Genomic DNA, 22410 nt, shown 5'->3' with positions numbered 1-22410 from the left:
TACTAGTCGCTCACGGATACGCGCTCCGCCTCCTGCACAGTGGACTTGGCGACCACCACGGGCGGCTGTGCACGCCGGGTGCGCAGTCCCGTGAGGGTGATCAGCAGCCCGACCACGGCGATGCCCGTCACCACGACGAACCCGGGCCGGTAGCTGTCGAGGACGGCCTGCGGGCCGGCGTTCTCCGAGGCGCCCGCGGTCACCACCGCCGTCACGATCGCCAGGAAGATCGCACCGCCCACCTGGACCGAGGTGTTGAGCAGCCCGGAGACCATGCCCTGTTCGTGGTCCTCGACGCCGTTGGTGGCCTGGATGTTGAGCGAGGGGAAGACCAGGGCGCAGGCCGCGCCGATGAGCAGCATCGAGGGCAGGATGACGGCGGCGTACACGGGGTCGAGGTCGACCCGCAGGAACAGTGCGTACCCGACGACCATCAGTGCGAAGCCGGCCGCGATCAGCCGCTGGGTGCCGAACCGGTCGACGATCGCGCCCATCTTCGTCGAGGACGCCGCCACCAGCGCGCCCGCGGGCAGGAAGGCGAGCGCGGTGTGCAGCGCCGACCAGCCGAGCAGCGACTGCATGTACAGGGTGACCAGGAACTGGAAGCCGACGTACGACCCGAAGAAGGCCATCGCGCCGAGCTGGGCCCGGATCTGGGTGCCGGAGCGCAGTACGCCGAGCCGGATCAGCGGACCCGCCGAGCGCCGCTCGACCAGGACGAAGACGGTGAGCAGCAAGGCGACGGCGAGGAAGGACAGCAGGGTGCGTGCCGACGCCCAGCCGGCTTCCGGCGCCTGGACGACGGTGAAGACGAGCAGCAGCATCGACGCGGTGCCGAGGACGGCGCCGGGGATGTCGTAGCCGTTGTGGTCCTTCTCGCGTTCGCTGCGCGGCAGCAGCTTCAGGCCGGCGAACAGTGCGATGAGGGCGATCGGCGCGGGCAGCAGCATGGTCAGGCGCCAACTGGCCTCGGTGAGCAGGCCGGAGAGCACCAGGCCCATCGAGAAACCGGTGGCCGCGCAGGTGGTGTAGATGGAGAGGGCGCGGTTGCGCAGCGGGCCCTCCGGGAAGGTCGTGGTGATGATCGACAGACCGGCGGGCGCCGTGAACGCCGCGCTCAGGCCCTTGATGAAGCGGCTGGCGATCAGCAGCGGGCCCGAGTCGACGAGCCCGCCGAGCAGCGAGGCGAGCGCGAAGACGCCGAGGGCCACCAGGAATACCTGACGCCGGCCGAGCAGGTCGGCGGTCCGTCCGCCGAGGAGCAGCAGTCCGCCGTAGCCGAGGATGTAGCCGCTGACGATCCATTGCAGCGTCGAGGTCGACAGGCCGAGGTCGGAGCCGATGGACGGCAGTGCGACGCCGACCATCGACACGTCCAGCGCGTCCAGGAACATCGCGGCGCACAGCACCAGCAGGGTGCCCCACAGCCGGGGTGTCCAATGTCCCTCAGATGCGGGGGTGGTGAGCGGAGAGGTCATGCCGGAGACACTACATGCGCATGCATCGAATGCAAATGCATTTAATTCCGATGCAATAAACTCGCTCCTCTGCTACGGTGCGCCCATGGCGGCGAAGAAGGTCGAACAGGCACTCGCGGAACAGTGGCGGGACATCCTGGCGCTGCATGCCCGCACACAGTGCGAACTCGACCGCGCGCTGCACCAACACGGCCTGTGCGCCAGCGACTTCGAGGTACTGGACGTGCTGTCCGGCGACTCCTGTGCCTACCGCGTGCAGGAGATCTCCGAGCGGGTCCATCTCAGCCAGAGCGCGCTGTCGCGGCTGATCGCCCGGCTGGAGAAGGACGGGCTCGTCGAACGCGCCATGTGTGCGGAGGACCGCCGGGGCGTCCGTGTGGCGCTCACCGAGCGGGGGCGCGCGCTGCACGGCGACGTACTCCCGGTGCAGCGCGCGGTGTTGACCCGGATGCTGGCCACGGACTGAGCCGGGCTCGCGGATCACACGGCGGACTTCTCCCGCCACAGCTCGGCGACCGACGCGTCCCCGGTGAGGCTCGGGAACGGCAGCCGGTTCCACAGCGAGAGATACAACCGCGCGGCGGGTCCGGCCAGTTCGCAGTCGGCGTCCCCGACGTCGTTCCGAACGGCCGCGGGCGGTTCCTGCGTCAGTCGTACGGTCCACACGGCGCCGTCCGCGTCCGTCGCCCGTACCCGCAGTACCCGGGGCACCTCGCTGCGGACCCTGCTCCTGGAGCGGGCGTGGAAGCCGAGCAACAACTCGTCGATGCCGTCGGCCGCGAAGTCCCGGGCGAGTTCGTCGGGGGTGCCACCGCGCGCGGCCTCTGCGTCGAACCGGTGCACGGCCGTCTCGTGCGCCTGCCGCCGCGCCCAGAACGCGAGCGGCGACGGAGCGGGCAGGAATTGCCAGCACTGCACGTCGGGTCGGGCTGCGGAGAGGGTGTCGACGAGATGCCGGTGCCCCGTCCGGAACCAGGCCAGCAGCTCGGCGCCGTCGAGGTCGGGGAGGCCACCGAAGGGGCGGGGGGAGGTGGCCTGCTCGGCGACGAACGACGCCGCCCAGCGGTGCACCGCCCCGGTGTGCCGCACCAGGTCCTTCACCTGCCACTCCGGGCAGGTCGGCACCTTGGCGTCGGTGCCGGCCTCCTCGGCGGCCGCGGCCAGCAACAGGCCATCCTGCTCCAGGGTTTGGATGAACTCGAGTGTCTCCATGGGGGCGAGTGTGCCGGATGGAGTGCGGTCGAAGGGGCGCAATATTTCCGGACTCCCGGACTCCCGGACTCCCGGACTCTCAGCACCTCGCCGTCGACGTGGAGCACTTCCAGGTCCCGCTCCGGGCGGTCCGAACCGGGGAACGTGAGGGCGAGCCTGCCGCCGTCCGAGGCCGCCAGTGCCCAGTGGCCGGTGCGTGTCCCGGGCGCGTCGCCGCGGCCGAGGGGGTGCTCGGTGAACGCGCCGTCCGCGGCGGAGGCGGTGAAGGCGCCCAGGACCGCCCGCCGGGAGGTGAGCTCTGTGGTGCGGCACATGACGGGGCGGCTCCTCGTGCGGGGGAGGTGACGTGGGCGGGAATGCTGCCCGCCGCCGCGCACGAGGGGAGACCACGTCACGCAGGCCAAGCCGGCCTCACGCCGGTGCCGGCTCCGCCGCCCGCTCCAGGCGGACGATCACGCTCTTCGACGTAGGGGTGTTGCTGATGTCCGCGACGCTGTCGAGCGGTACCAGGACATTGGTCTCGGGGTAGTAGGCGGCGGCCGAACCCGGGGGAGTGGGATAGGCGACCACGCGGAAGCTGTCCGCGCGGCGTTCCGAGCCGTCGGACCAGACGCTGATCAGGTCGACGAGGCTGCCGTCCGCGAGGCCGAGGTCGGTGAGGTCGGCCGCGTTCACGAGGACGACGCGCCGACCGCCCTTGATGCCCCGGTAGCGGTCGTCCATCGCGTAGGGAATGGTGTTCCACTGGTCGTGCGACCGAAGGGTCTGCAGGACCAGATGGCCCTTGGGCGCCTGGAGCATCGTGAAGTCGTTGACCGTGAACACGGCCTTCCCGCTGGGCGTGCGGAACACCTTGTCGTTGACCGGATTGGGCAGCCGGAAACCGCCGGGGTGCCGGACCCGCTCGTTGAAGTCCTCGAACCCGTCGACGACTTGGGCGATGCGGTCGCGGACGACGTCGTAGTCGGCCTCGAAGTCCGTCCAGGGGATGTCCGGTTCGGACCCCAGGACCTTGCGGGCGAGACGGCTGATGATGGACACCTCGCTCAGGAGGTGTGCGGACGCGGGAGCGAGCTTGCCGCGGGTGGCGTGGACCTTGCTCATGGAGTCCTCGACCGTCATGAACTGCTCCCCGCCCGCCTGGACGTCCCGGTCGCTGCGGCCGAGCGTGGGCAGGATCAGCGCGGTCCGTCCGCACACCGCGTGGGACCGGTTGAGCTTGGTCGAAATGTGCGCGGTCAGACGGCAGTTGCGCATGGCGCGCTCGGTGACGTCGCTGTCGGGCGTGGCCCGCACGAAGTTGCCCGCGACGCCGAGGAAGACCTTGGCCCGTCCGTCGAGCATGGCCCGGATGGAGTCGACGGAGTCCAGGCCGTGCGCCGTCGGCGCGGTGAACCGGAACTCCTCGCCCAGCCGGTCCAGGAACAACTGGGGCATGCGTTCCCAGATGCCCATGGTGCGGTCGCCCTGCACGTTGCTGTGCCCGCGGACCGGGCACACACCCGCGCCCGGCCGGCCGATGTTGCCGCGCAGCAGAAGGAAGTTGACGACCTCCCTGATGGTGGGCACGCCGTGCTTGTGCTGGGTCAGACCCATGGCCCAGCAGACGATGACGCTGCGGCTCTTCAGGACGCGTTGATGCACCTGCTCGATCTCGTCGCGGCTCAGGCCGGTCGCCTGCAGGACCGCGTCCCATGACGTCGTGTCGCGGATGTGGTCGGCGAACGCGTCGTAGCCGGTGGTGTGCGCCTCGATGAACTCCCGGTCCAGGACGGTGCCCGGCTCCTTGTCCTCCGCCTCGACCAGCATCAGGTTCAGCGCCTGGAACAGGGCGAGGTCGCCGCCGGGCCGGATCTGCAGGAACTGGTCGGCGATGTCGGTGCCGCGGCCGATGACGCCGCGCGCCTTCTGCGGATGCTTGAAACGCAGCAGTCCCGCCTCGGGCAGCGGATTGACGGCGACGACACTGCCACCGCGGAGCTTGGTCTCCTCCAGCGCGGACAGCATGCGCGGGTGGTTGGTGCCGGGGTTCTGTCCTACGACGAAGACGAGGTCGGCGTTGTAGAGGTCGTCGAGGCTGACACTGCCCTTGCCGATGCCCAGGGTCTCGGTCAGCGCCGAACCGCTGGACTCGTGGCACATGTTGGAGCAGTCCGGCAGGTTGTTGGTGCCGAAGGCCCGCGCGAACAGCTGGAGCAGGAAGGCCGGTTCGTTGGCCAGCCGCCCGGAGGTGTAGAAGAGCGCCTCGTCCGGGTGGTCCAGGGCGCGCAGTTCGCGGGCGAGGAGGTCCAACGCCTCGTCCCAGCCGATCGGTTCGTAGTGGTCCGCGCCCTCGCGCAGCACCATCGGCTCGGTCAGCCGGCCCTGCTGGTTGAGCCAGTAGTCGGACTTACGGCTCAGTTCGTCCACCGAGTACCGCTGGAAGAACTCGGCGGTCACCCGGCGCGAGGTGGCCTCGTCGGCGATGTGCTTGGCGCCGTTCTCGCAGTACTCGTTGCGGTGCCGCCGGCCCGGCGCGGGCTCGGGCCAGGCACAGCCCGGGCAGTCGAAACCCTTCGCCTGGTTGATGTTGAGGAGGGTCAGCGCGGTGCGCTTCGGCGAGGTCTGGCTCAGCGCGTACCGCAACGCGTGCACGACCGCGGGCGCGCCGGTGGCCCAGGTCTTGGGAGCCGTCACGGACAGCTCGTTCTGGTCCGGTTCGTCGATGTCAGGCATCGAGCGTCACGCCCTCTCCGTCCCACGCGGGCGGGACGTGTCTCGCCGGCCGTTCGCCTCTCACTCTTCGTCAGCACATCGGGCGAGGTCAAAGCGGAAGTTGTTATCACGTGATAGGCCGCACCGATCACGCCGGCGCGGCCACCGGTCCCGGGCAGCCGGCGCGGTGGATCATTGGGGAGTGCTGCTCCGTCAACTCGAGTACCTCGTCGCGCTCGCCCGCGCCCGCCACTTCGCCAAGGCGGCGCAGGCCTGCTACGTCTCCCAGCCGGCCCTGTCCGAGGGCATCCGGAAGCTGGAGGAAGAGCTCGGCATCCCCTTGGTCCAGCGGGGGCGCAGGTTCGACGGACTCACACCGGAGGGCGAGCGGGTCGTCCTGTGGGCCCAGCGCATCCTCGCCGACCGTGACGCGATGGAGGGCGAGATCCAGGCGCTGCGCGCGGGGTTGAGCGGCCGGCTGCGCATCGGGACCGTCCCGACGGCGGCCACGGCGGTCGCGCTGCTGACCCAGCCGTTCTGCACGGCCAACCCGTTGGCGACCGTCCAGGTCTTCGCCGACCTGCGGGCCGAGGACATCGTGAACAGACTCCGGACGTACGAACTCGACGCCGCCGTGACCTACCACAGCTCCGTCGCGGCGCACGACTTCAAGTTCGTCCCGCTGTACCGGGAGCGCTATGTACTCCTGACCCAGCGGCCCACCACGGCTACCGCCCCCGCCGACATCTCCTGGGAGGAGGCGGCCCGGTACCCCCTGTGCCTGCTGCACCCGATGATGCAGGGGCGCCAGGTCCTCGACGCGGTGTTCGAGGAGGTGGGCGTCTCCGTGACCCCGCGCGTGGAGACCGACTCGATCGCCTCCCTGTTCGCACAGGTCAGGGCCGGTCAGTGGGCGAGCATCGTGCCGCACGCCTGGCTGCACGTCTTCGGCGTCCCCGCGGGCATGCACGCCGTCGCCCTGGTCAGCCCGGTCCGCACCGAGCGGATCGGCCTGGTCCTCCCGGCGCGCGAGCCCGTCTCCGTGATCGGCCAGGCACTCATCGACGTCGTCGGCAGGGCCGGCGTCGCCGCCGCGCTGGAACGGGTGCCCGACTAGCGAGAACGCCCACAGGGCTGGTCGGCCGGGGAGAGCTCGTCGGCAAGCCCCTGACGCACCTGCTGCTGCGGCGCGGGGCGACAGTGTCGGTGGCCCACGAGTTCCCCACCGACCTCGCCGCGGTCACCCGGCCCGCCGACATCGTCGTGGTCACCACCGGTGTCCGCGGGCTCATCGGCCCCCAACACGCCAGGCCCGGCGCCGTCGTCATCGATAAAGGCATCCGTCGGACGCCCTCGGGCCTGGCCGGCGACGTCCGTTCCGAAGAACTCGACGGCATCGGGCGGTCGCGTCACGCCCGTCCCCGGCGGGGTGGGCCCCACGACCATCGCCATGTTGCTGGTCGACACGCTGCGAACCGCCCAGCGGAGTCCCGGACCGGAGGGACGTGCGATCAGTGCGCTGCCGCACGTCGCGTGGTGAACGCGATGGCCACGGCCGCCGCAGCCAGTGCCGCCACGCTGGTGAGGGCGGTGGGAAGGGAGAACCAGTCCGCCATGAACCCGATGGCGGGTGGCCCCAGGAGCATGCCGCCGTAGCCGAGCGTGGACGCGATCGCGACTCCGTCGGGGCCGGCCAGGGCGCCGGCGCGTTCGACGGCGACGGGGAACAGGTTGGCGAGACCGAGCCCGGTGATGACGAAGCCGAGGAGGGCGACCCACAGGGCGGGCGCGAGCGCGGCGAGCAGCATGCCGAGCGCGGCGGTCGTGCCGCCGACCACCAACGTGCGGGTCTGGCCCAGGCGTTCGAGCAGCTGGGTGCCGGTCAGTCGGCCGATGGTCATGGCGAGCGCGAAACAGGAGTAGCCGACGGCCGCGACGCCCGGTGTGGCGTGCAGGTCCTGTTCCAGGTGCAGCGCGCCCCAGTCGGCCAGAGCTCCCTCGCCGTAGGCGGTGCACAGGGCGATCAGCCCGAAGGTGATCACGAGACCGCGGGTACGGGGGCTCAGCCGGTGCTGTGCGGGCTTGTCCCGAGGTGCGCTCTCCGGCGGAGCCGGAGGCTGGAGGCGCAGCAGGCTACGGCACGCGAGGGCGGTGACGAGCAGGCCGATCCCGGCGAGGCCGAGCAGGTGTTGCGTGGGAGACAGCGTCCCGGCGACAAGGCCGCCGAGCCCGGCGCCCAGGGCGATGCTGAGGGAGAGGAGGACGGCGCAGGCGACGGTGACCTGGTGGTTGCCGTAGCGGCGGCAGAGGCGGCCGGTGAGCATCATCGTGATGACAGCGCCGGCGGAGACGCCGAGGAGGGCGAGGCCCAGGGTGGTGGCGGAGGCGCCTGTCTGTTCCTTGATGGCGGGGATGCGGACGACCCAGTCGGCGAAGATGAAGCCGTCGAGGGCGAAGAAGGTGGTCAGCGCGATGCGGAGTTGGGTGAGGGTGTTGCCCGGCACGGCGTTGTGCGTTCGGGTTTTGTTTATTGGCGGCACAAAGTCAGGCTAGGTGCGTGCGACGGAGAGGGCAAGGAGTTGGCCGAACCGTGGGTCGCGGCCGATGCGGCGCTGTGCCTGAGTGCGATCGCCTACGTCCTTCGGCTTCACGTGCCAGGGCCTGGGTCGCTCACGGCGACCACCTGCGGTGGGTGGACTCCGGCGCTGTGGGCACGGGCGCGGATCCCCTCGTTCGAGCAGTAGCCGTTTCCGTCTCGCTTCAGGCAGAGCAGCCCCAGTAGTCGACCGAAATCATCGACCACCGCCAACCGGCGTCGCGCCTTATTTTTCATCGCTGATGTCGCGGCATCGAGCGGGTACGACGCCGGCACCGTTCTGCCGACGAGAGTCCCGAACTCTGTGACTGCCGCGGAATGCGAGGCGGCTTCGTGGATGTCGGGTCGCTCGATTGTCGTGATGAGCCGTCCGTCGGCGGCGACGACAAGGGCCATGTGGACGTGGTCGTCGTCGAAAAGGGATCGGAGGTCTTCCACCCTTGAGTCCGGCTCCAAGGTTTTGGGGCAAGTGACCATTACCTCTGCAACGCGATTCTGAACGGTGGTTTCACAGGTCGGGGTGCCCATGGCGCTGCTCACTGCAGGTACCTGTCCTCGTTTCGGGAGACGCGGCGCTGATCATCCGCCGCTGATCGGTGGCAGCACGGCGATCTCGTCGTCTGCCTCGCACGGTGCGCCGCGCATGTCGTCGTACAACATCTCTCCGTTGAGCCACACCCGGGAGTTCGCCAGCACTTGGGCGAACTCGGCGCCGTAGCGCCGTAGTGCCTCGTCGAGCACCTCGCCGAGTGTGCTGCCGGGGATCATGTCGCACGCTCGGCCTGCCGCATCCCGCGCGGTCGCGAACAGAAGCATGGTGGGCATGAGCCGATCCACCTTTCGGTCCAGGTCATCCGCCGATGTAGGACATCTCCACCCGATCGCTGCTCGATCGTGTGCGGCGCCCGCGCAACTCCGAATAGCGGTCCTCCCGGGCGCCCCAGAGTGCGCGGACGGCCGAGTGCAGTTCCTCGTCGGAGGCGCCTGCTCGCAGCAATGCCCGCAGGTCGGTCCCGCCGGAGGAGAACAGGCACGTGTGCACCTTTCCGTCGGCTGACAACCGGGCTCGCGTGCAGTCCCCGCAGAACGGCCGCGTCACCGAGCCGATGACACCGATCTCCCCGGCGCCGTCCCTGTAGCGGTAGCGGGTGGCCACCTCGCCGGCGGCGGTCGCGCCGAGCGGTTCGAGCGGGTGACGGTCGTCGATCAGGCGCACGATCTCGGCGGCGGGCAGCACCTCACCGAGCTGCCATTCGTTTGTGGCCCCCACGTCCATGTACTCGATGAAGCGGACGATGTGGCCGCTGCCCCGGAACCGCTCGACCATCGGCAGCACGCACCCGTCGTTGACTCCCCGCTTCACCACCATGTTCACCTTGACGGGAGTCAGGCCGGCGCGTGCCGCTGCGTCGATCCCGTCGAGGACCCGGCGCACCGGAACCGCCGTGTCGGCGATGGCCCGGAACACGGTGTCGTCGAGCGAGTCCAGGCTCACCGTCACCCGGCGCAGCCCGGCCTCAGCGAGTCCTTCCGCCATAGCCGGCAGCAGCAGACCGTTGGTCGTCATCGCGAGATCGAGCCCGGGTATCGCGGCGAGCTGCGTCACGAGGTCCGCGACGCCGCGCCGCAGCAGCGGCTCGCCCCCGGTGAGCCGGATCTTGCGCACGCCGAGGGAGGCGAACACCCGAGCCAGGCGCGCGATTTCGTCGAAGGTCAGCAGGACGGCGGGCTCCAGGTAGGGGTGTCCCGGGCCGAAGTGCTCGCGCGGCATGCAGTACCGGCAGCGGAGGTTGCACCGGTCGGTGACGGAGATCCGCAGGTCGCGCAGGTGACGGTACCGGCGGTCGACGAGAGGCTGGATCATCACGCCCCACTTTCCGGGGTCCGGGTGAGGTCCCAGCGGTGCGCCGCGGCGGTGACGTCGTCGATCTGGTTCCCGGTCGCCACCCAGCCGTTCATGCCGTCCCCGCTGTGTTCACGCTTCCACACCGGAACGGACGTCTTGAGCACGTCGATGCAGAAGCGGGCGGCCGTGAACGCCTCGCTGCGGTGGGGTGCGGACACCACGACCAGGACGCTCGCCTCGGTGACCGGCACCGGCCCGATGCGGTGGAACAACGCCACGCGCCCGAGGGCGGGCCACCGGTCGTGGGCGGCGCGGGCGATCTGGCGAAGTCGCGGTTCGACGTGCCGGTCGTACGCCTCGTAGTCGATCCCGATGATCCCGGTACGGCGACCCGCCAAGTCGTCGTTGCTGTCGCGCACCATGCCGGTGAACGTGACAACCGCGCCGCAGTACGGCACGGTCACCCACTCGATCGCCTCGGCAACCGGGACGCGGTCGCGGGTGAGGCCCACTCGGACGTCCTCGCCCCGTTCCTCCGGTTCTTCCGGACAGCGGATCTGATCATTCACGGTGGCAATCACGATGCGTTCCCTCGGATTCTGGATCTTCGGCACTGGCATTCATCCTCACGGGCCTGGGCCCGCGACCACAGGGGCCTTCGCGACAGGCATTTGACCGGCGGCGACGGAATGCACCGCGGAATCGGAGTTTTCCGGCTTTTTACATGGCGACAACGATCCGCCTATGGAGATGGCCCAAGAATGCGCGAACGAGCACTCCTCCAACGCCGGGTGGGCACGGGATTCGAGCGAGGTACGGTCATGACAGGGGCGGGGTTGAGCGAGACGATCACCAGTCGGCGGGAGAGCTGGCGGGACCTCCTTCGGGACCATTTCGTCAGCCTCGACGTGGACGTCGAACGGGACTGCGGCATGTTCGACGGTGCCGTGCGCAGCGGCTTCCTCGGCCACCTGAGGGTGTCGGGAGTCCGCTCCGTGGACCAGGACGTCATCCGCACGCAGCAACTGCTGCGGCGCGACGGCGAGCGCTACTTCCAGGTCTGCCTGGTCCGCCGGGGTGAGGCACGCGCCGCGCAGGACGGGCACGAAGCGACCCTTCGCCCCGGCGACTTCGTCGTTTACGAGACAGATCGCCCCTTTCACTGGTGGCTGCGTTCGGATGCCGCCTCTCCCCACTGGGACCTCGCCGTCTTCACCTGGCCCCGCGACACGATCAAGCTCAGCGACAGCGAGTCGGCCTCGCTCACCTGCCGGACCCTGGACGGCGCCAGCGGCATCACCGGCGTGCTGAGCAGGATGCTGACGGACCTGCTCGTCGAGAAGCCGGCCGTCAGTGAGGGCGGCGCCACCCGGATCGCAGACGAGATCGGCGATCTGGTGGCGACCATCGCGACAGAGGCGCACGGCCTCGGTGCCGACACTGATCGCCACGCGGGCCTGTTGCGGCAGATCGACACCTACATCGACGAGCATCTCGGTGATCCGGACCTGTCCCCGGAACGCGTCGCGCAGGCGCACTTCGTGTCGACGCGCCAGCTCCAGCGCATGTTCGCCCGCCGGGGACAGACGGTGTCCCAAGTGATCCGGCGTCAGCGGCTGGAGCGGTGCCGACGTGACCTGCTGACGCTCCGGGGAGGCGACGCCACCCTCACCGAGATCTGCGTCCGCTGGGGGTTCACCGACCTCGCCGTGTTCAGCCGCGCGTTCCGCGAGGCCTACGGCACCTCGCCCACCGTCTACCGCTCGCGGGCCCGGGCGTAGGACCCTGCGTCACAGGCCGTCGCTGGAGTGTCCCGGCACCGCGCCCAGCGTGGGGTCGACCAGGGGGGCGAGATTGTTCACCGCGAGTGCGGCCTCGCCGAAACCGACCGCGATCAGCGCGACCTTGCCGTCGTAGTCGGCGATGTCGCCCGCTGCGTACACGCCCGGCCGGCTCGTGCGCATCCTGCGGTCGACCACGATGTGCCGGCCCCGCATGTCGAGCCCCCACGTCGCGAGCGGGCCGAGGTTCGCGACGAAGCCGAGCGCGGCCACCACGGCGTCCGCCCGCAGACTCTCGGTCGCCCCGGTCTCCAGGCTCCTCAACTCCACCTGTTCGACGCGGGGTTCGCCGCTGATGCCATGCACCTCGTGCGGGGTGTACAGCCGCACGGACGAGGCGCGCAGCAGCGCCACACTGTGTTCGTGCGCGCGGAAGCGGGGCCGGCGGTGGACGAGCGAGACGGTGCGGGCGAGGGGTTCGAGCGCCAGCGCCCAGTCCACCGCGGAGTCCCCGCCGCCTACGATCACCACGTCGGCGCCGGTGAGTTCGGCCGGCTTCGGCACGAAGTAGCGCAGGCCGCGGTCCTCGTACTCGGAGCCCGCAGGCAGCGGGCGCGGCGTGAAACTGCCGATTCCGCCGGTGACCAGCACGGCCTTCGCCGTGACCACCGTGCCCCGGTGGGTGGTGACGGCGATGCCGTGCGCGGTGTCCTCAAGGGTCTGCGCGGTGTGGCCGAGCAGGTACCTGGGCTTTGCCTGCGATGCCTGCTCGACCAGGGCGTCGACGAGGTCCTGCGCCTTCACGGCGGGGAATCCGGCGACGTCGTAGACCTTCTTCTCCGGATACAGCGCCGCCAACTGGCCACCGGGCTGGTCGAGGGCGTCGATCAGCGTGACCGACATGCCGCGGAACCCGGCGTAGTAGGCCGCGTAGAGACCGACCGGCCCGGCGCCGACGATCAGCAGGTCGCTGTCGTACGCACCCTCGGTCTCAGCCCTCACCACTGCCGCGCCTTTCCCCCAGCAGGGGATGGTCGACACCGACCGGTCCGCGCGCGGCCGCACCACCGGCCGCGTCCTCGTGCGTCTCGAAGAACTCGACGGCGGCTGTGGTGAACGGGGCCAGTTCCACCGGGATTTTGTGTTCCCAGTGGATCGCGTCGCTCGGGCAGACGGTCATGCATTTCCCGCAGTCGACGCATTCGTCGGGGTGGATGTACATCATCCGGTCCCCTTGGTAGATGCAGTCCACCGGGCATTCCTCGACACAGGACTGGTCGAGGATGTCCGCGCAGGCATCGGTGACGACGTACGTCATGTGTCAGGCCTTCTCTATCTGGACGAGGGTGTCGGAGAAAGTGGGTGCGTTGCCCAGGTCGGCGAAGACGGTGGGGTTCAGGGCCGCCATCGTGGACAGCGACTTCGTGTGCATGCGCCAGCCGCCGTACGCCGACACGGCGACGCCCGCCAGGACGGACTTGTCCACCTTCGCCTTGACCACGAACGAGCCGCGGTCGTTGAACACCCGCACGTCGTCGCCGGTCGCGATGGAGCGCTCGGCGGCGTCGTCGGGGTGGACGAGGACGGTGGGCTCCCCCTGCACGCGCCGGTGCATCGGAAGGTTGGCGCTGCTGGAGTTCAGGTAGGCGTGCGGCTTCGGGGTGATGAGGCTGAGCGGGTGCCGTGCGGCCAGCTCGGGGTTGGTGCGCGCGGACTCGCGGGGCTGGACGTAGTGCGGCAGCGGATCGACCGGGGTGCCGGGCTGGTGGTCGTTGGAGCCCTGCCGGAACAGCGGAACGACGAAGTTCCCGACGGTCTCGGCGATGGAGGACTTGAGCTCGACCTTGCCGGACGGGGTGGGGAAGTTGCCCTGCGCGTACGGGGCGTACTGGTCCGGGGGCGGCACGGTCAGCCGCTGCCAGCCCTTCTCCTTCAGCGAGTCGAGGGTGATGCCCTGCATGGCGGGCGCCGACCAGTCGAACGCCTCCGCGATCATCTCCTCGTCCGTGCGCCGGAACACCGGCTCAGTGAAGCCCATCCGTGCCGCCAGCCGCCGGAACATCTCCGTGTTGGGGACGGCCTCACCGAGCGGTGTGATCGAGCGGTGGTTGTAGGTGACGTAGAGGTGGCCCCAGGAGAACATGATGTCGTCCTGCTCCAGCTGGGTGGTGGCGGGCAGCACGATGTCGGCGAACTGGGCGGTGTCGGTCATGAACTGCTCACTGACCACAGTGAACAGGTCCTCCCGCTTCAGCCCCTCGATCAGCTTGTCCTGATCGGGGCAGACGACCACGGGGTTGGAGTTGTACACGACCAGCGCCTTGATGGGCGGATCGAGGTCGAGGCCGCCGGTGAGGGCTTGTCCCAGGAGGTACTGGTTCACGACCCGCTTGCCGGGCTGCAGCATCTCCGGATGCATCATCGCGCCCCAGTTGACCGGGAACGCCCACAGCGGCAACTGCAGAATCCCGCCACCGGGGTTGCGCCACGCGCCGACCAGCGCGGGCAGACAGGCCAGCGCCCGGACGGCCTGGCCACCGCCGGCGTGCCGCTCCACCGCCACCCCGATACGGATCACCGACGGCTGCGCGGCGGCGTAGCCGCGGGCGAGCCGGCGGATGTCCTCGGCGGGGACACCGGTCTCCTCGGCGGCCCATTCGGGGGTGTACTGCCGTACGCGTTCGACGAGTTCGTCGTAGCCGACCGTGTATTCGGCGATGTAGTCGTCGTCGGTGAGTCCCTCTTCGATGATCACGTTCATCATCGCCAGCGCGAGAGCTCCATCGGTGCCCGGCCGGATCGGGATGTGCCAGTCTGCGGCCCGCGCGGTACGGGTCTTCACCGGGTCCACCACGACCACTGTGGCGCCCCGCTTGCGGGCTTCGGCGATGAACGGCCACAGGTGAAGGTTGGTGCTCATGACATTGCAGGCCCAGATCAGGATGAACTTCGAGTGGACCAGGCTTTCAGGGTCCACACCCGCGCAGTCGCCGATCGTCATCGTGTACGCCGTGCACGAACCGGAGTCGCAGTAGGTGCGCTCGGCGATGGTGGCGCCGAGCCTGGCGAAGAACGGGTCGCCGACGTTGAGCCCGTTGAGGATTCCCTGGGTACCCAAGTAGCTGCACGGCATGACGGCTTCGGGTCCGAACTCCGCGGAGATCGCACGGAACCGGTCCGCGATCTCGTCCAGCGCCTGATCCCAGGTGATCCGCTCGAACCGCCCACTGCCCTTCGGCCCGGTGCGCCGCATCGGGTACAGCACACGGTCCGGGCTGTACACCCGGTCCAGGTAGTTGTCGACCTTCACACACAGGCCACCGTTGGTGTACGGATGCTCCCGGTCGCCTGTCACGCTGACGGCCTTTCCGTCCGTGACGGTGATTCTCATCGCGCAGGTATCGGGGCAGTCGTGCGGACACGCACCCTGCACCACGACAGTGCCGGTCGCCGCTGTTGCGCTCATCTGTCTTCCCCTCGGATCGTTCCTGCCTCGATCGTCGAAGGTCCGACAGCCAACTGGTGGGCAACAGGCGACAGGCTCTTGACCATCTGCGACAGACCCGGGTCACGTGTCTGCGCGCCGGTCTGTCTGCGGCCGCAGGGCGATGCTGAGGGAGAGGAGGACGGCGCAGGCGACGGTGACCTGGTGGTTGCCGTAGCGGCGGCAGAGGCGGCCGGTGAGCATCATCGTGATGACGGCGCCGGCGGAGACGCCGAGGAGGGCCAGGCCGAGGGTGCTGGCGGAGGCGTTGGTCTGCTCTTTGATCGCGGGGATGCGTACGACCCAGCCTGCGAATGGGAAGCCGTCCAGGGCGAAGAAGACGGTGAGGACGACGCGGAGTCGGGTGAGGGTGTTGCCCGGCACGGCGTTGTACGTTCGGGCTTTGTTTATTAGCGGCACAGAGTCGGGCTAGAAGGCGGACCAGTGTGAAGCAAGGGTGCGCATTGGTATGGACCTGTCCATGATCAACGGCTAGGCTCTGCTGCGCCACAACACTGAGAGCGCTCTCAGAGAACTCTGCTGTTCCACCCACCCAGTTGGAACGACGAAGGGCAATCTCTCCATGAGACGCACCAGATTCACACGCGCGGGCTTGGCCGTGCTGCTCGTGCTCGGCGCCGGCGTCACCGCGGGCACCCTGCCCGCAACCGCCGCCGACGAGGCATCCGCTACCGCCGCACCCGCCTCCGCCGGGCTCCTCTCGGCGATGCAGCGGGACCTCCATCTGTCCAAGGAGGACGCCGAGGCAAGGCTCGCCGCCGAGCAGCGGGCCACGGCCCTGGAGCCCAAGGCGCGCCGGTCCGCCGGGGCTTCCTTCGGCGGTTCCTGGTTCGACGCCTCCAGCGGCACGCTGACCGTAGGCGTCACCCCGGACACGTCCGCCGCCACCCTCCAGGAGATACGGGCCACGGGCGCGACCGTTCGAACCGTCGGGCACAGCGCCCGCGAACTCGCCGCCACCCAGGCGCGACTCGACGAGCTCACGGCCCCGGACGGCGTCAGCAGCTGGCACGTCGACCCCAAGGCCAGCACGGTGGTCGTGAACATCGTCGGTGGCAAGCAGAGCGACAACGATGTCCAACGCTTCGTCGCCCGCGCCCGTGAGACGGGCCCCGTCACCGTGAAACAGGCGGCCGGAGCACCGACGACCCTCGCCGCCGGAACCGTCGGCGGCGACCCCTACTACACCGGCAACGTCCGCTGCTCGATCGGCTTCTCCGTGTACGGCGGCTTCGTCACCGCCGGGCACTGCGGACAGGCCGGCGCCGGTGTCAGCGGCTGGGACGGAAGCTACATCGGCAACTTCCAGGGCTCATCGTTCCCGGACAACGACTACGCCTGGGTCAACGTGGGCAGCGGCTGGTGGACGGTTCCGGTCGTGCTCGGCTGGGGCACCGTCTCCGACCAACTCGTGCGCGGCTCGAACGTCGCTCCCGTCGGCGCGTCCATCTGCCGTTCGGGATCGACCACCCACTGGCACTGCGGCACGGTCCTCGCCATGAACGAGACCGTCAACTACAGCCAGGGCGCGGTCCGTCAGATGACCAAGACGAGTGTCTGCGCCGAACCCGGTGACTCCGGCGGCTCGTTCATCAGCGGCGACCAGGCCCAGGGGGTCACCTCCGGCGGCTGGGGCAACTGCAGCAGCGGCGGCGAGACCTGGTTCCAGCCCATAAACGAGATCCTGGGCCGCTACGGCCTGACACTCCACACCGCCTGAACACCGGTGTGGGCCCGGTCGACCGGCCGGGCCCACACCCCTGTCACTTCGGCAGACCGGCCGGGTCGGTCGCCCACGCGGTGTTCGGCTGCTCGGCGAGCCGGAAGGTCAGGGTGCCTCCCGAACGGATCAGACCGGCGTCCGTCCAGGACCTCTGATACGCCCGCCCGTCGAGCCGTACGGCGTCCACGTAGACGTGCGTGTCGTCGGCGTCGGGCGCGCTGATCGTGATGTCCCTCCGGCCGGGCCTGTCCACCACCGCAGTGGGGAAGACCGGCGCTCCCAGCAGCAGGTTCGCGCTGCCCGGGGTCTGCGGATACAGGCCCAGGGCGGAGAAGACGTACCAGGCGGACATGGTGCCCAGGTCGTCGTTGCCGGGCAGGCCCGAAGGACCGGTGCCGTACACGGTGTCGAGGATCTGGCGCACGGTCGCCTGGGTCTTCCAGGGCTGTCCGAGGGCGTTGTAGAGCCAAGGGGCGTGGATGCCGGGCTCGTTGGTCGGGTCGTAGCGGAGCGCGTCGCCGCCGCGGACCGACCAGGAGCCGTCCGCCTTGTGGAAGAAGCCGTCCAGCCGGGCGGCGGCCACGTCCCGGCCGCCCATCGCCTCCGCCAGGCCCTGTACGTCCTGCGGGACCATCCAGGTGTAGGTGGCGCTGGTGCCCTGGGCGAAGCCGACGTCACTGGCGGGGTTGAAGGGAGTGACCCAGGAGCCGTCGAGCTTGCGGGCCTGGATGTAGCCGGTGTCGGGGTTGAAGACATTGCGCCAGTACGCGGCGCGCTCGGTGAAGACCTCGGCCTCCGTCGCCCGGCCCAGCAGCTCCGCCCACTTGGCGAGCGCGGAGTCGGCCACGGCGTCCTCCAGCGTCTCGGTGGCACCGCCCCAGCAGTGGCACACGTCCTGGGCGGCGTAGTGCGAGCTCAAGTACTGGGCCAGATTGGGGCGTTGGCCCACGCACTGGCCGGGGCAGCCGGCGTCCGAGAGACCGTCGGGATGGGGCACGGTGGCCTGCCGGACGAGCGAGTCGAAGGCACCCTCGTAGTCGAAGTTGCGTACGCCCATGGCGTAGAACGTGGCCAGCGTCGCCGCGGACGGGTCGCCGGTCATGACATGGGTGGCACCGCTGATGTGCACCCAGCGGTCCCACACCCCGCCGTTCTGCTGCGCGAAGTTGTACAGCGACTGCGCGAAGTCGCCCGCCACGGTGGGCTTCAGCAGGGCGAGCAGCTGGATCTGGGCCCGGTACTGGTCCCAGCCGGAGAAGTTGCTGTACTGCGCCCGCTGCCCGCTCGCCAGTCGATGGACGGCTTGGTCCATCCCCCAGTAGCGGCCGTCGGTGTCGCTGATCAGGTTCGGCTGCATGAGGGAGTGGTAGAGCGCGGTGTAGAAGGTCCGGCGACGGGCGGGGCTGCCGCCCTCGACCCGGACCGTGCTCAGTTCACGGTCCCAGGCCCGCGCTCCGGCCGCGGCCACGTCGGCCACGCTCGCCTCCGGTGCGATCTCGTGCCGCAGGTTGGCCTCGGCGCCGTCGAGACCGACGTACGAGATGCCGATGCGCATGCGGACATCGTTGTCGTCACTCGTGTCGAAGCCGACCCAGCCGCCGGAGCCGCGACCCGCGCGGTCCGCGCCCGTCGCGTAGCCCTCTCCTCCGGAGGCGCTGGTCGAGCCGGGGGAGAGCGTGCCGTCCTTCCACGTGCCCACCGAGGAGAAGGCGCGGTCGAAGGAGGCGCTGAAGTACAGCTTGTAGTAGCTCTTGCGGTTGTTGACCCCGCCGTTGGCGCGGCGGCCGCAGAAGGCGCCGGTGAGCACCCACCCGGTCACCTTGCGATGGGCGGCGTCGATGTCGACGTGCGCGTCCTCGCTGCCGTTGAGGGAGTTGGAGACGCGGAAGAGGAGGTTGGCCGGCCGGTCGCTCGGGAACGTGAAGTCCGCGACGCCCGCTCGCCTGCTCACCGCCAGGTCGGCGGCGGCACCGGACTTGAGGCCGAGCGTGTAGCGGCCCGGTACGGCCTTCTCGTCGGCGTGCGAGAAGTCGGCGGCGTAGACGGCGTCCTTGGTGTCCGCGGAGGGGGAGGACGTGACGTCCCCGACGAACGGCATGATCGGTACGTCACCCGCCGCGCCGGGATTGCAGCCGGCGCCGTTGACATGGGTCAGGCTCAGCCCGCGGACGCGCGTGGTGTCGTACTGGTAGCCGTTGGCCGCACCCGTGCTGGTCTGGTCGCCCGTGGTGCTCGTCGGGGACCAGGCGATCATCCCTTGCGGGAGGGTGGCACCGGGAAAGGTGTTGCCGCCGTTCGCGGAACCGATCAGCGGGTCCACTAGGGCGGAGGGGCGCTCGGTGGGTGGGGCGGCCGCCGTGGCCGGGAAGGGGGTGGCCACGGCGAGCGCGGTGGCGACCAGAGCGGTCGCGGATCTCGTGCCGAAGCGTCTTGCGGTGCACGGCCGTTGAGGGCGCATGTCGGCAATTGCCTTTCGCTGAGGGGCATATGGAGGACGGAAGGCGCAGCCCGGGAGCCGACGATGTGCCACGGCCACCGGTCGGGGCCGAGGCTAGGAGGCTGCGCGGAGGGAGGACAGTGGCTTGCGCGTCCTGGTGGTGAAGGTGGGGTGAACGGTGCGGGGCGGCCCACCGTCCCGCGGAGCGGAGTCAGGTGAGGGCGTTGTCCGTTGTCCGGCACCGCGTTGTGCGTTGGGGCGAGCGGAGTGTCGCGTCGGCGGCCGATGAGTTCTGTGGGGTTGCTCGGTCTACCTCCATGAAAGGCATACCGATCCCGAACGCCGAACAGGAGAACGCCCCATGAGCGTGACCGTGTCCCAGACTCAGACCGCCGCCCAGTCCGTCTCCACGCCTCACTCCACCCGCTCGCTCGCCACGCGCCCTGTATGGCTGGTCGGTGTCCTGGCGACCCTCGCCGGTGCCGTTGTGACCGAAGCATTCGCGCTCGTCGCCAGGGCGGCCGGCGTCCCGATGGACGTGGCCGGCCCTGGGCAAGCGGAGGCCGCGGAGATCCAGGTGGGCGGCTTCGCCGGTGGCGTGCTGTTCTGGTCGATCGCGGGGATCGTCCTTGCGGTGGCCCTCGCCCGGTGGGCCGAGCGGCCCGCCCGCACTTTCACGGTGATCACTGTCGTACTCACCGCGCTGTCCCTGGTGGGCCCGGCCCTCGCCCCGCACACGGCCACCTCCACTCAGATCGTCCTGGCGGTGTCGCATGTCGTGGCCGCCGCTGTGATCATTCCCGCGCTGGCGCTGCGGCTGTCCCACCGGCGCGGGTGACCCCCGCCGGGGTTCCGCCCGCTCTCAAGGCCTACGGCCCCGCCCTCGGCATCTGCCGAGGGCGGGGCCGCGTATGCGCCACGCAGAGTCGACTACGGCTTGATGCCCACCGCGGTCCAGAGGCTGACCTCGATGTCCGTGGGCTCCGTCGTCCCCTGCTCCCGTGGGTCGGGACGCCAGCGGTGGCCCACCTCGACGCCCGGTTCCAGCAGATCGAGGCCCTCGAAGAAGCGGCCGACCTCCTCCCGGGAACGGACCTGGACGCGCGTGCCGGCGGCGATGTAGATGTCGCAGAGCGTCTGCCAGGTGACCGGGTCGAAGTCCGGCGTGCAGTGGCTCAGGGCGAGCGCGCTGCCCGAGGGGAGCGCGTCCAGGAGACGGGCCACGATGCCGTACGGGTCCAGGTCGTCCGGCACGAAGTGCAGCAGCGCGTTCAGGGACAGCGCCACCGGCTGCGTCAGGTCGAGTGCCTCGTGCAGTTCGGGGGCGCCCAGGATCGCCTCGGGTTCGGTGAAGTCGGCCTGGATGTACGTCGTCCGGCCCTCGGGCGTGCTGCGCATGAGGCGTTCGGCGTACTTGAGCACGAGCGGGTCGTTGTCGGCGTAGACCACCCGGGCCTCGGGGACCACGGCCTGGGCCACCTGGTGCAGGTTCGGCTCGGTGGGGATACCGGTACCGATGTCGAGCCACTGCCGTATGCCGTGCTCCCGGGCCAGGATGCGGGTGGCCCGGTGCATGAACGCGCGGTTCTCCCCGGCGCACACGAAGATGGCCGGAAACACGTCCGCGACCTTCCCGGCGGCCTGCTGGTCCACCTCGAAGTGGTCCTTGCCGCCGAGGTAGTAGTCGTACATGCGGGCGGAGTGCGGCCTGCTGGTGTCGATGTCCCGCGCGGCGTGCGAGTCGGTCATCCTGTCCCTTTCGGAGCTGGGGGTGGGGGTGGGAGGTGTCGGGCAGGCTCGTGGCCGGAGCCGGATCAAGTCCCCTGCTGGGTCAGCCAGTTGCCAGGTGGTCGGCGAGACCGCGCTTGACCCCCGCGACGAACGCGGCGATCTCCTGAGGGGTGTAGATCAGCGCGGGACCGGCGGGATCGGTCGACTGCCGCAGGGCCACGCGGCCGTCGGCGAGTTGCTTCGTCTGCACGCACTGGCCCCCGTTGGGACCGCTCCACGGCGACTCCCAGCCCTGCTCGCCGAGGTCGGAGGCGGGCATCCCGTTGTAGACGTCGCAGACACTGCCGTCGATGGTGGTCATGAGTACTCCTTGCGCATGCGGTTCAGGAGTGCCCTGTTGTCCGCGTCCGAGGTCAGCAGGGACATGCGGTTGTGGGCCTCGAGATGCGCCGCGACGTCGGAGCGCTGGTCCAGGTACATGGAGCCGGAGAGGATCTCGCTGTAGACGATGTCCGGCAACTCCCGTTCCTCGAAACGGAAGTAGGTGAACGGGGCGCACGCGCCGACGTGAGCACCGGCGGTGAACGGCACCACGTCGACGCTGACGTGCGCCAGCTCCGAGACCTCCAGGAGCCGCTCGATCTGCTCCCGCATGACCTCGGGGCCGCCGACCATCCGGTGCAGTACGGCTTCCTCCATCACCACCCACAGCGTGGGCGCGTCGGGCCTCTCCAGCAGGCTCTGGCGGCGCAGCCGCAGATCGACGCGCTTCTCCAGATCCTCGTCGCTGACGTTGGGGAAGCCGCCGCGCAGGACTCCGCGCGCGTACCGGTGGGTCTGCAGCAGCCCCGTGACGTAGTGGGGCTCGTAGGTGCGCAGGGTCTTGGCCCCGGTCTCCAGGCTCACATAGGCGCTGAACCAGTTCGGCAGCACATCCCGGTACGCGTGCCACCAGCCGGGTTCGTTGGCCCGCTCGGCGAGGTCGACGAACTCGTCGATCTCCTGCCGGTCGGCCCCGTAGGTCTCCAGCAGCTTGTCGACGTACACGGGCTTGAGGCCGACCTCCGCCTTCTCCAGGCGGCGGATGGTCAAGGTGGTCACCCGCAGGGCTCTGGCCGCGGCCTCCAGGGACACCCCCGCACCCTGGCGTCGTTCCTGCAAACGCCGGCCGAGAATCATGCGGAGCACGGTGGGCGCACTGGTGCTGCCCGTGCCCGAACGGCCTTCGCTCACGCCCCACCTCCTGAGGGACCGTCACCAAGACGAGTCTCACGGTGACTTGGTGAAGTCACCGGACGGATATCGGCTTGCTGAAACTATCAGGGAGTCTGTTGCAGCTTGAACTTCGTTGAGAGCATAGTTACTCGTGTGAATCGCTTCGACGATCACATGGAACACCCTCTACCC

At 69.7% G+C, this 22410-nt stretch carries 21 protein-coding genes and 2 pseudogenes; 7 read left to right on the top strand and 16 right to left on the bottom strand.

Annotated features, from left to right (window positions below):
• Positions 1-2 precede the first annotated feature (2 nt).
• The gene (locus IG08_RS0144715) at positions 3-1478 is read right to left on the bottom strand and encodes an MFS transporter (protein WP_030617582.1); all 1476 of its coding nucleotides are present in this window, start codon (positions 1476-1478) and stop codon (positions 3-5) included.
• Between the two features lie 85 nt (positions 1479-1563).
• On the opposite strand from IG08_RS0144715, the gene IG08_RS0144710 reads away from it, so the two are divergent.
• Positions 1564-1944 carry a MarR family winged helix-turn-helix transcriptional regulator gene (locus tag IG08_RS0144710; RefSeq protein WP_030617580.1) on the top strand — a complete coding sequence of 127 codons (381 nt, stop codon included), beginning with the start codon at positions 1564-1566 and terminating at the stop codon, positions 1942-1944.
• Between the two features lie 14 nt (positions 1945-1958).
• On the opposite strand, the gene IG08_RS0144705 is transcribed toward IG08_RS0144710, so the two are convergent.
• Positions 1959-2690 carry a maleylpyruvate isomerase family mycothiol-dependent enzyme gene (locus IG08_RS0144705; protein WP_030617659.1) on the bottom strand — a complete coding sequence of 244 codons (732 nt, stop codon included), beginning with the start codon at positions 2688-2690 and terminating at the stop codon, positions 1959-1961.
• A gap of 411 nt (positions 2691-3101) precedes the next feature.
• Positions 3102-5405, bottom strand: coding sequence for an FdhF/YdeP family oxidoreductase (locus IG08_RS0144695; RefSeq protein ID WP_030617576.1), 2304 nt, complete (start codon positions 5403-5405; stop codon positions 3102-3104).
• A gap of 181 nt (positions 5406-5586) precedes the next feature.
• Here IG08_RS0144695 and IG08_RS0144690 point away from each other — a divergent pair, with 181 nt between their 5' ends.
• From IG08_RS0144690 to IG08_RS62875, 3 genes and pseudogenes are all read left to right on the top strand, one after another.
• On the top strand, positions 5587-6501 hold the full coding sequence (locus tag IG08_RS0144690; RefSeq protein WP_030617574.1) for a LysR family transcriptional regulator: 915 nt from the start codon (positions 5587-5589) through the stop codon (positions 6499-6501).
• A gap of 17 nt (positions 6502-6518) precedes the next feature.
• Positions 6519-6719, top strand: a pseudogene (locus IG08_RS62635) (bifunctional 5,10-methylene-tetrahydrofolate dehydrogenase/5,10-methylene-tetrahydrofolate cyclohydrolase); the annotation flags it as partial.
• On the top strand, positions 6661-6924 hold the full coding sequence (locus tag IG08_RS62875; protein WP_338060185.1) for a hypothetical protein: 264 nt from the start codon (positions 6661-6663) through the stop codon (positions 6922-6924). The pseudogene IG08_RS62635 and the gene IG08_RS62875, both read left to right, overlap by 59 nt.
• On the opposite strand, the gene IG08_RS0144680 is transcribed toward IG08_RS62875, so the two are convergent.
• From IG08_RS0144680 to IG08_RS0144660, 5 genes are all read right to left on the bottom strand, one after another.
• Positions 6896-7888, bottom strand: coding sequence for an MFS transporter (locus tag IG08_RS0144680; RefSeq protein WP_030617568.1), 993 nt, complete (start codon positions 7886-7888; stop codon positions 6896-6898). The two genes, IG08_RS62875 and IG08_RS0144680, sit on opposite strands and share 29 nt — an antisense overlap.
• A 143-nt stretch (positions 7889-8031) precedes the next feature.
• The gene (locus tag IG08_RS0144675; RefSeq protein WP_158812348.1) at positions 8032-8508 is read right to left on the bottom strand and encodes a CBS domain-containing protein; all 477 of its coding nucleotides are present in this window, start codon (positions 8506-8508) and stop codon (positions 8032-8034) included.
• A gap of 51 nt (positions 8509-8559) precedes the next feature.
• Entirely contained in the window at positions 8560-8805 is a 246-nt protein-coding gene (locus tag IG08_RS0144670) for a MoaD/ThiS family protein (protein WP_030617563.1), read from the bottom strand.
• Positions 8806-8830: 25 nt separating this feature from the next.
• Entirely contained in the window at positions 8831-9844 is a 1014-nt protein-coding gene (moaA, locus tag IG08_RS0144665) for a GTP 3',8-cyclase MoaA (protein WP_030617558.1), read from the bottom strand.
• The gene (locus IG08_RS0144660) at positions 9844-10407 is read right to left on the bottom strand and encodes a molybdopterin synthase catalytic subunit (protein WP_199821048.1); all 564 of its coding nucleotides are present in this window, start codon (positions 10405-10407) and stop codon (positions 9844-9846) included. Before IG08_RS0144660 ends, moaA begins: the two co-directional genes overlap by 1 nt.
• 180 nt (positions 10408-10587) lie before the next feature.
• On the opposite strand from IG08_RS0144660, the gene IG08_RS0144655 reads away from it, so the two are divergent.
• Positions 10588-11607: a helix-turn-helix domain-containing protein gene (locus tag IG08_RS0144655; RefSeq protein WP_052425140.1), complete on the top strand. Its 1020-nt coding sequence runs from the start codon at positions 10588-10590 to the stop codon at positions 11605-11607.
• A 9-nt stretch (positions 11608-11616) separates the two neighbouring features.
• On the opposite strand, the gene IG08_RS0144650 is transcribed toward IG08_RS0144655, so the two are convergent.
• From IG08_RS0144650 to IG08_RS0144635, 4 genes and pseudogenes are all read right to left on the bottom strand, one after another.
• Complete coding sequence (locus tag IG08_RS0144650) at positions 11617-12609, bottom strand: NAD(P)/FAD-dependent oxidoreductase (protein WP_030617549.1); 993 nt, start codon at positions 12607-12609, stop codon at positions 11617-11619.
• Positions 12599-12925 carry a ferredoxin gene (gene fdxA / locus IG08_RS0144645; protein ID WP_030617546.1) on the bottom strand — a complete coding sequence of 109 codons (327 nt, stop codon included), beginning with the start codon at positions 12923-12925 and terminating at the stop codon, positions 12599-12601. The genes IG08_RS0144650 and fdxA overlap by 11 nt, the downstream gene beginning before the upstream one ends.
• A 3-nt stretch (positions 12926-12928) precedes the next feature.
• Complete coding sequence (locus IG08_RS0144640; protein ID WP_030617545.1) at positions 12929-15073, bottom strand: molybdopterin-containing oxidoreductase family protein; 2145 nt, start codon at positions 15071-15073, stop codon at positions 12929-12931.
• 123 nt (positions 15074-15196) lie between these two features.
• Positions 15197-15475 (bottom strand): annotated as a pseudogene (locus IG08_RS0144635) (MFS transporter); the annotation flags it as partial.
• A 199-nt stretch (positions 15476-15674) separates the two neighbouring features.
• Between IG08_RS0144635 and IG08_RS0144630 the strand changes: the two are divergent.
• Positions 15675-16832 carry an alpha-lytic protease prodomain-containing protein gene (locus tag IG08_RS0144630; protein ID WP_030617539.1) on the top strand — a complete coding sequence of 386 codons (1158 nt, stop codon included), beginning with the start codon at positions 15675-15677 and terminating at the stop codon, positions 16830-16832.
• Positions 16833-16875: 43 nt separating this feature from the next.
• Here the strand turns inward: IG08_RS0144630 and IG08_RS0144625 are convergent, their stop codons facing one another.
• Complete coding sequence (locus IG08_RS0144625) at positions 16876-19293, bottom strand: GH92 family glycosyl hydrolase (protein WP_030617536.1); 2418 nt, start codon at positions 19291-19293, stop codon at positions 16876-16878.
• Positions 19294-19633: 340 nt separating this feature from the next.
• Here IG08_RS0144625 and IG08_RS0144620 point away from each other — a divergent pair, with 340 nt between their 5' ends.
• A complete protein-coding gene (locus IG08_RS0144620) occupies positions 19634-20110 on the top strand; it encodes a DUF6069 family protein (RefSeq protein WP_106981139.1) in 477 nt (158 codons plus the stop codon).
• 92 nt (positions 20111-20202) lie between these two features.
• On the opposite strand, the gene IG08_RS0144615 is transcribed toward IG08_RS0144620, so the two are convergent.
• The 3 genes from IG08_RS0144615 to IG08_RS0144605 all read right to left on the bottom strand — a co-directional run bounded on the left by IG08_RS0144615 (position 20203) and on the right by IG08_RS0144605 (position 22236).
• Positions 20203-21021 carry an SAM-dependent methyltransferase gene (locus IG08_RS0144615; RefSeq protein WP_030617532.1) on the bottom strand — a complete coding sequence of 273 codons (819 nt, stop codon included), beginning with the start codon at positions 21019-21021 and terminating at the stop codon, positions 20203-20205.
• 82 nt (positions 21022-21103) lie between these two features.
• Positions 21104-21364: a DUF397 domain-containing protein gene (locus tag IG08_RS0144610; protein WP_030617530.1), complete on the bottom strand. Its 261-nt coding sequence runs from the start codon at positions 21362-21364 to the stop codon at positions 21104-21106.
• The gene (locus tag IG08_RS0144605; RefSeq protein WP_030617528.1) at positions 21361-22236 is read right to left on the bottom strand and encodes a helix-turn-helix domain-containing protein; all 876 of its coding nucleotides are present in this window, start codon (positions 22234-22236) and stop codon (positions 21361-21363) included. Before IG08_RS0144605 ends, IG08_RS0144610 begins: the two co-directional genes overlap by 4 nt.
• Positions 22237-22410 lie beyond the last annotated feature (174 nt).

The sequence above is a fragment of the Streptomyces fulvoviolaceus genome (assembly GCF_000718165.1).
In the GTDB taxonomy this organism is placed as follows: Bacteria; Actinomycetota; Actinomycetes; order Streptomycetales; family Streptomycetaceae; genus Streptomyces; species Streptomyces fulvoviolaceus.
This window is presented reverse-complemented; position numbering and strand designations above follow the sequence as displayed.